We start from the raw sequence: 11,547 nt of genomic DNA, 5'->3' as shown, positions 1-11,547 counted from the left end.
TATTGAGTGCTGTGAAATATTCGACTAAAGTGAAAGGGCATGTTGCCGTAACACCAGATATTTATAATAAACGGCAAGAGAGGTGGAGAAAGGAATTGACTGAACAAGCAGATTTGAATGGCAGCCAGGAAATTGAAAATGTAAAGGACAGCACGTATCGGGAACAAACAGCTGGGGACCGTCTCCATGTCGTTCCTTTTTTTCATTATGATACCGTTTATTTGGAGTCCTATGAATCCTATCTAGAGGTCGCACTGGATCATATTCTTGAGGCGCTTCGCCTGATGAACAACAATAAAACGTATACCTTCATGGTGGAGCAGGCGATTTTATTAGAGGAATTCTGGGTACGATTCCCTGAGAAACGGGTAGAGCTGCAACGATTTGCCTCCGAGGGCAGGCTCGAGGTCGGAAGCGGGATGTATTGCATGCCGGATCTCAATATGCCAAGCGGCGAATCGCTGGTGCGCAACATGGAGATTGGAAAACGGTGGGTCAAGGAAAAGCTGGGACTAGAGCCTAAGGTGTTCTGGGTGCCGGATTGCTTCGGCCATCATCCACAAATGCCGCAGATTGCGGCGCATACCGGGTATACCTCCTATATTCTCGGCCGTGTGATGGAGTCGGATGTGCAAACGCCTTTCTATTGGAAGGGGAGCGACGGCACACGTATGTTCTGCGAGCGTATTCACGGCAACTACGATATTCTCGTATTCGGCAAAACAAGTCTGTGGGACAGAGAAATTCAGAGCTGGGGCAACGACGCGCTTGGCACGAAAATTCGAAGCCGCTACGATTATTTGAAGCCTGTTCATATAAGCCGCAACATATTGCTTCCTAATGGCGGAGATATGGCCAAGCCGGTTCAATCGTCCATTGATGCCGTAGATGCCTTCAATCAGTCAGAAGCCGAGAATGGCTGCGTACAGGCTAAGTTCTCCTCATTGTCCGAGTTTATCGAGTCGGCTAAAGCGGAACAATTGGACCTGCAAACCATTGATCGGGATCTTAATCCTCCCAAAATGTCGGGAGCCAATTCGTCGCGGATGCGGCTTAAACAATATAATGGTCGCCTTACGAACCTCCTGCAGCAGACAGAGCGGCTAATGGCCGTCATCGCATGGGATGAAAGCGGCGATCGTGTTGAAGCCGGCAGATGGGCCGTTCTCCGCGATCGTATGGATCGTGCGTGGAAGCTCGTTACGTTCGGTCAATTCCACGATATCATCTGGGGTTCGATTCTGGACGAGGGTTATCTGGATATGCTGCGGCGTTACAGAGAAGCTGAGGAGCTGCTGCAAAGCGTGAACCGGGATCTGAGGGAGGAGTTGACGCAGGTTGCCGTTGATTCGAAGGGCGGCGAAAGCGCCACAGGAGTTACAATCTTCAACCCATCCGCGTATGATCGCTCCGAAGCGCATGTCGTCGAGCTTAGGCTGACGGAATCGGGAATCTGCGGTGTAGAGGTGACGCGTGCGGATGGTATGGCCATTCCTTCCGAATTCCACGAGGTAAGGGCGGAAGATGGTACCTTGACTGGGGCAAGAGTCATCATTCGTGACCAAATTCCTGCATTATCCACCGTGTCTTACCAGCTTCGCTGGCGCAAGGAATCCGAGCAGGCTCATATCCTGGAACCTGATCACACCGCGGACATTCCGGTCTGGTCGCTGCAACCGAACGGCGACGGACTGATCTTCGAGAATGCGCATGTTCGTTGCACGATTTCATCAAGCGGTTGCCTTGCCAGTTATGTGAGCAAATCTGGCAAAGCACCCGAATGGGTAGCGGAGGGACGAGGATGGAATGATCTGTTGCTCATGCGCGATACGGGAGACTTGTACAACTATTATGCATATCCAGCAGGTCGAGGAGCTCCTGATACGGTCGGAAAAGCTTGGGAATTCTATACGGCTGGAAACTCGTTCAGCGAGCCAGGTGAATTGACGGTGGAGAGTGAGACCGAGTCAACGATTACGCTGTTAGCTAAAGGTGAGGTCAATTGGTGGAGATTGGGCGTAGCCTATGAGAAACGGATCACTCTTCACAAGCGGGAAGCCAGGATTGCATTCTCAACCAGCCTGACGGGGCATGGCACCAAATACCGTGTGATGGCACTCTTCCCGACAACGCTTGCAGAAGGACGCTACGTTCAGGAGATTCCGTTTGGCTACATCGAACGGCCGAAGAAGGAATTCGCTGCCCAGCGATGGAGCATGCTGCAAGAAGAGGAGCACTCCTTGCTTCTCGTCAACCGCGACATCCCGGGCAATGGTTGCTACGAGGGTACGATGTTTCTCGCATTGACTCGTTCAGTGAATCTGGATTACAAATGCGTATCGGACACCGGCTTCGAGGAGGGAGAGAGGTACGAATATCACTATGAGATCATGCCTCATGAATCGGATACCGGTCAAGCTGTGGAGGAGCTGCAGCCTTGGCGAGCAGGAGAACGGCTCAACCTTCCTTTGGTAAGCTGGATTGACGGCGAAGGACATGTATCGAGGCAGGTCCAAGGTCCGCGAATCGAAGGAGATGCATTGCACCTTTCTGGTTTCTATTGTCGCGACAATGGATGGATGCTCCGCTTCTACGAAGCTGCGGGCAGCGGCGCGAGCGGAAGCTTGCTTCTCAATAGAAGAGAACCGATGTATATCCGTGAGAGCAATGGCATTGGCGATACCATTACGGGCGGTAACGCTTTGTCGAAGACCACAATCGATGGATCCTTAGAGATTTATTGTGGAGCCTTCCAGATCCGTACCTTGCTGCTGGAAAAGGTAGAGGACAAGAATTGAAGAACGTGTTTAGTGCGAAACAAATACACTAGCTGTGAAAATTATAAAAGGAAAAGGTGAAGCGAGATGGAGCAAGTAAGAATAGGTATCATTGGTTTGGGGATCATGGGAACTGGACATGCCAAATATTTGGTCAATAATGAAGTTCAAGGTGCGGTTCTTACTGCCATTTGTGAGCCGCGCGAAGATCGATTGATGTGGGCAAAGGAAAACCTGGGCGCAGATATCCAGTTATTCGAGCAGTTGGACGATTTTTTTGCTTCCGGCGCAATGGATGCTGTGTTGATCGCAACGCCGCATTATGATCACCCTGCAATTGCTATTCGAGCATTCGAGACAGGTCTTCATGTGCTCTGCGAGAAGCCGGCTGGCGTTTATACGAAGCAAGTACGTCAAATGAATGAAGTTGCAGCAGCTTCGGGCAAAGTATTCAGCATGATGTATAACCAGCGTGCAAATCCATTATATTCGAAGCTAAAGGATCTCGTTTCCTCTGGCGAGCTCGGAGAAATCCGTAGAACAAACTGGATCATTACGAATTGGTATCGTACGCAGCACTACTATAACTCAGGCGGCTGGCGGGCAACCTGGGCTGGCGAGGGCGGCGGCGTGCTCATTAATCAAGATCCACATCAGCTTGATCTATGGCAGTGGACGATTGATATGATGCCAAAGCGTGTTCGCGGATTCTGTTATTTCGGCAAGCACCGCAATATCGAAGTAGAAGACGATGTAACAGCATTCGTAGAATATGAGAATGGGGCGACAGGTCTCTTCGTTACAACGACTGGCGAAGCGCCAGGAACGAACCGGTTTGAACTGTCAGGTGATCGCGGTAAAATTGTCATTGAAGACGATAAGCTGACATTTTGGCGTTTGCGCGTATCGGAGAGAGAGTTTAATGCGTCGTTTAAAGGCGGTTTCGGAAGACCAGAATGTTGGAAGTGCGATGTGCCAATCAAGGGTCAAAATACGGGACATAAGGGAATCACGCAAAACTTTGTTGATGCGATTCTTAAGGGAACGCCACTTATCGCTCCAGGAGCAGAGGGCATTAAAGGTCTGATGATTTCGAATGCGATCTTGTTGTCCTCCTGGACCGATAGCTGGGTGGATCTTCCGATAGATGAAGATTTGTTCGAGCAGCATCTGCAAGATAAAATTAAACATTCCAACACGAATAAAGATGCTACTAGTTACCAGCCTTTAACGGTCTAAGGGGGAAACGTTTTGTTTTGGACCAAGGAAAAACTCGAAGCACGAATAAAGGAGTTAGACGGATACAGATATCGTGATGCCACATCGCTAGCCTCCATTCGTATGCAGATTGATCCAATGGGAGAGATTGGCGTCTATCCTTCCCTAGAAGGCGACTGGGAAGATGTAAAGCTTGGCGATCATTGGTCGGGACGCGATTATTATGTGTGGTTATCCATGGAGGTACAAATTCCTGCCGCTTGGCATGGAAGAAAAGTGGTTGGGCAGTTTGATTTCGGTCAGTCCGGGGGAGGGAACAACAGCGGATTTGAGTCCCTGCTCTTTGTGAATGGCAAGCCTTATCAAGGCGTGGATTCCAATCATAAGGAGGTGTTCTTCACATCCGAGCTGATCGGCACGAATGTAAGTCTTCAATTCCGGCTTTGGTCTGGTCTCAACGGATATGCCCCTGCCGCTCCAATTGAACATACGATGCGCCAAGCAAGTATTGGCTGGTTGGATGAAGCAACGGATGATCTTTTCTATACCGCTCGGGCAGCCCTGGATACGGTGCAAGTGCTTAGTGTGAGCTCGCCGGATTACCATGATCTATTGAAGGCGCTGGATCGTTCATTTCATCGTATCGATTGGAGTTATCCGGGCTCGGAAACATTCTATGGATCTATTCTGGAGGCAAGGGATACGCTCCAAAGGGATCTGGGACAAATGCCGAAACGTGATTCAATATCGGTACAATGTATTGGACACACGCATATTGACGTTGCATGGTTATGGCGTCTAAAGCATACACGGGAAAAGGCAGCCAGATCGTTCTCGACCGTATTGCGTCTCATGGAGCAGTATCCGGATTACGTATTTCTTCAAACCCAGCCGCAGCTATACGAATATATCAAAACGGATTACCCGGAAATATACGAACAAATCCGTGCTCGGGTGAAAGAAGGACGCTGGGAAGCTGGCGGGGCGATGTGGCTGGAGGCCGATTGTAATCTGACCTCGGGTGAATCGCTTGTCAGACAGCTTCTGTACGGGATGAGATTCTTCAAAGAAGAATTTGGAGTGGATTGCACGTATCTGTGGCTGCCGGATGTGTTTGGCTACAGCTGGGCATTGCCGCAAATTTTGAAGAAATTCGGAATTGATACCTTTATGACCACCAAGATCAGCTGGAATCAATACAACAGGATGCCGCATGATACGTTCCAGTGGAGAGGTATTGACGGCAGCGAGGTGTTGACACATTTTATTACAACGCCTGATCCGGGTGCCGATGAGGGTGCCTTCTATTATACCTACAACGGTAAAGTAACGCCTCAATCTGTACAAGGCATCTGGGATGCATATCGTAATAAAGAGATCAACCAATCCTTGTTGCTCTCCTATGGTTATGGCGATGGCGGCGGCGGTGTTAATCGTGAAATGCTGGAAATGAGGCGTAGACTCGAGAAAATGCCAGGTGTGCCCAAGGTGACAACCGGCAGGGCAGATGACTACTTCAAGCAATTGAAGGAAACGATCCAAGAAACGGATCAATACGTGCATACTTGGGATGGCGAGCTTTATCTGGAGCTTCATCGCGGAACGTACACCAGCCAGGCTTACAACAAGCGTGCCAACCGCAAGCTCGAGCTGTTATACAGAGAGACGGAGTGGCTCAGCGCTATGAACAGCATTATTCGGAATGACTGGGCGGAGTACGGACATTCTGAGCTTGTCGAGGGTTGGAAAATCATAATGCGGAATCAGTTCCACGATATCATCCCTGGATCTTCCATCGGCGAAGTATATGAGGATTGCAGACTGGAGTACGCAGAGGCGTTCGAGATCGCCAATCGGGTGTGGAATCGGTCGGCGGATGCTCTTGCCCAATCGGTAAGAGAGGTTGAGGACAAGAACAGCTATTTGGTGTTCAACAGTGCCAATTGGAGTCGCGATGCCATAGTAGCGGTGACCGACAAGCAGCTGCCTTCCTGTGGATATTGGGTTGATCATAACGGCGTGAAGCTTGTGTCCGTACATACCGGCGATCAATGGTTAGTCCAGGTCAAACAGATTCCGTCCATGGGTTATGCCGTCATGTATTATTCTAATGCCATAGCCGGTGAAGATCAGCTTGCGGACGATCCCAACTTCATTTATGATACGAAAGGGATATCGACTCCGTTCTACAGGATTGAATGGAATGACGCTGGGCAATTGACAAGCGTGTATGACAAAACGATGGATCGTGAAGTGCTCGCTAAAGGTGAAGCGGGCAATGTGCTGCAGGTGTTCGAGGATAAACCGAAGGGACGTCATGAAGCATGGGACATTGATTTGTTCTATCAGCAAAAGATGCGAACTATTGGAGATCTTCAGTTCGCCCGTCTGATTGAAAGCGGCCCTCTTCGCGCCGTCGTTGAATTTCAATGGCTGTATGGGCAATCCACCATTACCCAGAGGATGCTCGTATATGCCGACAACAGAAGAATAGATTTTGATACGAAGGTGGATTGGCAGGAGCGTCGTCAACTGCTCAAAGCAGCCTTCCCGGTAAACATCCGCAGCACGGAGGCGACGTTTGACATTCAATTCGGTAATGTGAAACGGCCAACGCATTGGAATACAAGCTGGGATTATGCTCGTTATGAGACGGTAGGCCAGCAATGGGCAGATTTGTCAGAACGCGGATATGGTGTGAGTCTGCTCAATGATTGCAAATATGGTTATGATATCAAAGATCATTTGATGCGATTGACGCTTATTAAATCGGCGATGGTTCCAGACCCGATGGCCGACTTGGGAGAGCATGTGTTCACTTATGCTTTGTTCCCGCATCAAGGAGATTGGCTTGAAGGCGGCACGGTTCCTTCAGCGTGGGAACTAAATAATCCAATACAAGCAGCATCAGGCTCTGCTCAAGCAGGGGAGATGATGTCCCTGTTCCAAACAAAGGGCGGTCATGTTTTGGTGGATGCCATTAAGAAGGCAGAGGATCAGGACAAGCTGATTGTGCGCTTGCATGAATACGCGGGTGCGCGTAATGAGATCATAATAGAAAGCTCCATGAAGATCTTGTCCTGGCAGGAATGTGATCTGATGGAGCGGCCACTAGAGGAACCAAAGCTTGATGGAGAGCTGCGCTTTTCCATTACCCCTTACGAGATCAAAACATTTATTATTGAAATAGCATTTTAATGACAACGAGTGATAGAAACTGCTCCCATTAGCCGTGGTTGCAGCTTTCATCACTCGTTTTATCTTATTCCGAAACTGAAATCGATGCTGTTGTGCGGAAAGTTGTTCATTGATTCATATGCCGATACATGATAAGAAAAGGTACAAGGTGTGCACATACATAGATTATCGATAGAAAGAAGGGGACGTTATTGCTAGCGAAAAAAAGCTTAAAAGAGTACCAACGTTCATTATTAACGTATTTGCCGATTATTTTCTTTATCATTACCGTAATAGCTTCAATCTCGTTCCTTGTGATCAATGACATCTCATCCAAACAAGCGATTCAAGCTAATAAAGTGTTTACCTCCTATATTGAGGATATGATCGATTCCAGGCTGCTCGAGACGGAGCGGAACGTTGTAATGGACATTTCATCCAATTCGGTTATTCAAAATTATTTACTTAATTCGAATGCCTCAGAGAAGAAGGCGTTGGACTATTCTTTTTTTGAAGAGATAAGAAAAATAACCATCCAAAATTCGATCGTTAAATCGATCGAGTTTTTATGGTTTGAGGATAAACGCGTCATTACATCGGTAGGCTGGGAAAACTTAAGCAGCTTCTCGGACCGTGATTATGCAATCAGCAGAATAGACCAGCCCTCCAGTATAAGCTGGTCTAGTCCAAGAAAATTAATGGATAACATGAGCGGTACGGATTATTGGGTCATCTCCATGACGAAACGTATTCCTTTTCCATTCGGTGATCAAGGTTTGGTGCTTATCCATATCGATTTAAGCTCTTTGATGAGCATGATCGATCCATTAATCAATAATTTCACCTTTATTCAAGTATGGGATTCTGAGCAAATGCTGTATCCGTATTCTGAAACTGCCGCAGATCAAGCAGGTTCTGCCGAAGAATCAAATGTTATGACGAGTATGACATCGGAATACAGCGGATTAACCATGAAGAGCGGGTTGAAATCGGCTGTTCTATTGAGTTGGATGTCCGTCCTTTCTTATGTTTGGGTTGGGGTCGGCATGCTGTTGATCCTGGTTTGCATCCTGCTATTGATTTACCTTTCCAAACGCAAATATCGTCCAATTGAAGAAATCATAAATCAAATTGACCAATATGAAAGTCGCATGTCGCTCGATAGCAGCAGAAGCGGTAATGAATTTTCGTTTATTCAACATGCGATAGAACAATTTATCCACCAAACCCAAACGTATGAGAAAGAAAAGAAAGGGGATATGGTTATACGGCGCCAACAGCTGTTCAGGGAGCTGGTGGAGGGGAAAAGAACGGTAAATCGACAGGTGTGGGAAGAGGAATTGGGACAATTCCAAATGAGGAGCAGCTTCGCGCATATCACGTTTGTTATTATCGAGATCGACCATTATCAAGAATTTTGCACGCAATACAGCGTTCGTGACCAAAGCTTGTTCAAATTTTCGATCGCGAATGTCTTGATCGAAATGGCGGGACATCACGATTGCGGAATTTGGGGCGAATGGATGAACGGTCACTCGTTCGGTGTGCTTGTATACAATGAAGATGAGGACATGCAGACGCATCGGGATTTCGTAAGGGAGCTTTGTGAACAATTGAGAGCATGGGTGAACAAGCATCTGCGATTTACGCTGTCGGCTGGAATTGGGCAAACGGCCACTGAATTGGACGGAGTACCGAAGCAGTTCGAGGATGCCCAAAGCGCATTAAAATATAAGCTGACTCTGGGTGCTGATCAAATCTTCGATAGCGCTCATTTGAATCATAATGTGGATAACGAAGCCTACAATTATTTGCATATGATTCGCGAAATTATTGAGGATTTCCGCTTGAATGAGCAATGGAAGGAGCAATTGAAGCGGATGTTCGGCGAATGGCGCAGTCGGCCGCTGCCCGAGGATGAAATCCGTAATTTGGTCCAGTATCTTCTTTATTTATTTAGTCAAAGTGTAGAGACGCTTCCTGGTGATTTGCCAGACTATTGGGAGGAGCAGCTTTTGCCCGATTTGAATAAGAACTTGGACCAAGCCGAAAGCTTGACGCAGATTGAGCAGGCCATTTCAGATGGCTTGTGCGAAATGTACGATGCTTTCCAAGTGCAATTGGGAGTCAGAAGCTGGAGACCGATGATTAAGGAAATTCGCTCATATATTGAGTTGCATTACACCGACCCCAATTTGTCATTAAAGGATATAAGCGACCGATTCGATGTGAATGGCAAATATGTAAGCCAATTGTTCAAAGAGGAGTTCGGCGAGAAGTTCGGAGATTTTCTGGTTAATCTGCGCATGGAACACGCCAAACATTTGCTTCTCAGCACGGGAGATCCTTTGAAGGATATCGCGTTAGAGGTAGGGTATACCAATCCGATTTCGTTCGGCAGGACTTTCAAGAAGATTGTGGGCATCCCCCCCATGGATTACCGCAAAATGATGTCAGCGGAATGAAAAAATCTGCCTGCGGAAAACGATATGGAAGGCGGAATTCGGTATACGGCAGGCAGCAAAACGTGTATTAACCTTGAAATTACTAGGTCAGATTACGATGACATCGGTTGGAATTAAGTTGATTGCAGCTTGCAGGTAGAGGGATGTATATTTGGAATCGTATTCAACATTAAAAAACGAGAGGGGTAATTGATTTTGAACAAAAAGATTCGATTCGTACGCAGTAGCTTATTGACGATGCTCGCGGCTTCACTAGTCGTTGTTTCGGCGGCTTGCAGCTCGGGTGCTAATGAAGCCAACAATGGGGGAACGAATACGCCAGCTAGTCCTTCCAGTTCACCTGAAGAGAAGCGGGACCCCGTCACACTGAAGATTGAAGTATTCGAGCGCGGCAATTCACCTTCCGGATTGACGGTGACAAACAATCACATGACAAAGTATATCCAGGAGGAGTTCGGAGATCCAAGGAACATTACAGTAGAATTTGTTCCGGTGCCTCGGGCGGAAGAAATTACGAAGCTGAATGTACTAATGGCAACCAGCGATGTGCCGGATCTTGTCTTCACTTATGACGTCAATACGGCGTACAAGTTTGTGAAGCAAGGCGGCGTAATGGAGTTGTCCGAGGCATTGGATCAATATGGCGCGGACCTGAAAACATTTATGGGCGAAGACGCTCTGGATGCGGGCAAGTTTGATGACGGGCAATACAGCATTGTCGCCAAAAGGGAATTCCTTGGCAGATGGGCACGCTTCGTCCGCCAAGACTGGCTGGATGCGTTGAATATGCCGGCTCCAACGAACAAGGATGAGCTGTATACGGTATTAAAAGCCTTTAAAGAACAGGATCCTGGAAAAGTAGGAAATAAGGTCATTCCTTACGGTTTCGCCATGAATACCGCTTCCTTCTTCTCCCCAATGTGGTCGTTTATTGAGCCGACTACAGAGGAAGAACAATTTGTGAATACCCAACAGTATGGTGACCTGGATAATCCAATTTTGCTTGAAGGTCACAAGGAAGGCCTTCGTTGGTTCAACAAGCTGTACAATGAAGGATTGCTGAGCCCGGATTTCGGTCTGGATAAGGACGGCAAACAATTGACGCAGGCGGTTATGAACGGTTTCGTCGGCTTCTACGCAGGCAGCAATAGCGAGGCATTCGCCGCTAAGAACAAAGTGTCAGAAACGTTGAATCAGAATGTTCCTAGCGCAGAGCTTAAAGCGATCGATACGTTCCAGGCAGCAGATGGCACCTATCCGAAGCCGCTATATGGAGTAGGCGGCATGTATATCATGATCCCTAAATCCAGCAAACGGGTTCAAGAAGCAATCGAATACTTGAGCTGGATGTCGAATCCGGATGTTTACCAACGTATTTCGTATGGCGAAGAAGGCCGCAACTACGAGCTTGTGGATGGTTATCCTGTTGTTCTTGATGAAGAGTTGAACAAAGTTGAGCTTTATAATACGGGCGATTATAAGTTGTTGACTACAGGCACATTCTTTGGCAGCATCGAAAAGAATATCAAGTCTGTCGACACTCCTTCTGAGAAATACGGCAAGCAGCTAATGGAATCGATGGAGCTGTCGCTTGTAGACGGATACCAATTCGTCAAGCTGCCGCGTCCGCTTGAATCACAATCCACGTACGGCGAAGCCTTGAAGCAGAAGTACGATCAATTAATCGTACAAACGATCATGGCGAAGCCGGAAAACTTTGATTCTGTGTACGACAGTGCGGTGCAAGATTACATGAAGAGCGGCGGCCAGGCTGTCGTTGATGAAAGAAAAGCGCTGTGGGCTGAAATGAAAAAGTAATAGTCAAAAATAGATTGAGAAATAACTGACAACTCGCGCATGCCGTTCCTTGCAGCAGCAAGCACGTGAACGGCATGCGCGGTTGTTTTCAC

The 11,547-nt window shown here is 47.7% G+C and carries 5 protein-coding genes; all 5 read left to right on the top strand.

The features are described 5' to 3' along the window. Positions 1–95 precede the first annotated feature (95 nt). On the top strand, positions 96–2,798 hold the full coding sequence (locus ACX1C1_RS23925) for a glycoside hydrolase family 38 N-terminal domain-containing protein (RefSeq protein ID WP_458954619.1): 2,703 nt from the start codon (positions 96–98) through the stop codon (positions 2,796–2,798). 66 nt (positions 2,799–2,864) lie between these two features. Beyond that, complete coding sequence (locus ACX1C1_RS23920; RefSeq protein WP_458954618.1) at positions 2,865–4,016, top strand: Gfo/Idh/MocA family protein; 1,152 nt, start codon at positions 2,865–2,867, stop codon at positions 4,014–4,016. 12 nt (positions 4,017–4,028) lie between these two features. Then, a complete protein-coding gene (locus ACX1C1_RS23915; protein WP_458954617.1) occupies positions 4,029–7,193 on the top strand; it encodes an alpha-mannosidase in 3,165 nt (1,054 codons plus the stop codon). Positions 7,194–7,384: 191 nt separating this feature from the next. Next, positions 7,385–9,637 (top strand): helix-turn-helix domain-containing protein, encoded by a 2,253-nt coding sequence (locus ACX1C1_RS23910; protein WP_458954616.1) that lies wholly within the window; start codon positions 7,385–7,387, stop codon positions 9,635–9,637. Positions 9,638–9,832: 195 nt separating this feature from the next. After that, a complete protein-coding gene (locus tag ACX1C1_RS23905; protein ID WP_458954615.1) occupies positions 9,833–11,455 on the top strand; it encodes an extracellular solute-binding protein in 1,623 nt (540 codons plus the stop codon). Positions 11,456–11,547: the final 92 nt, after the last annotated feature.

The sequence above is a fragment of the Paenibacillus sp. strain BS8-2 genome, from assembly GCF_054483835.1.
This window is presented reverse-complemented; position numbering and strand designations above follow the sequence as displayed.

Excerpts from the sequence above, each read along its gene's own strand:
- ACX1C1_RS23920 (WP_458954618.1), top strand. The coding sequence starts at position 2,865 with ATGGAGCAAGTAAGAATAGGTATCATTGGTTTGGGGATCATGGGAACT.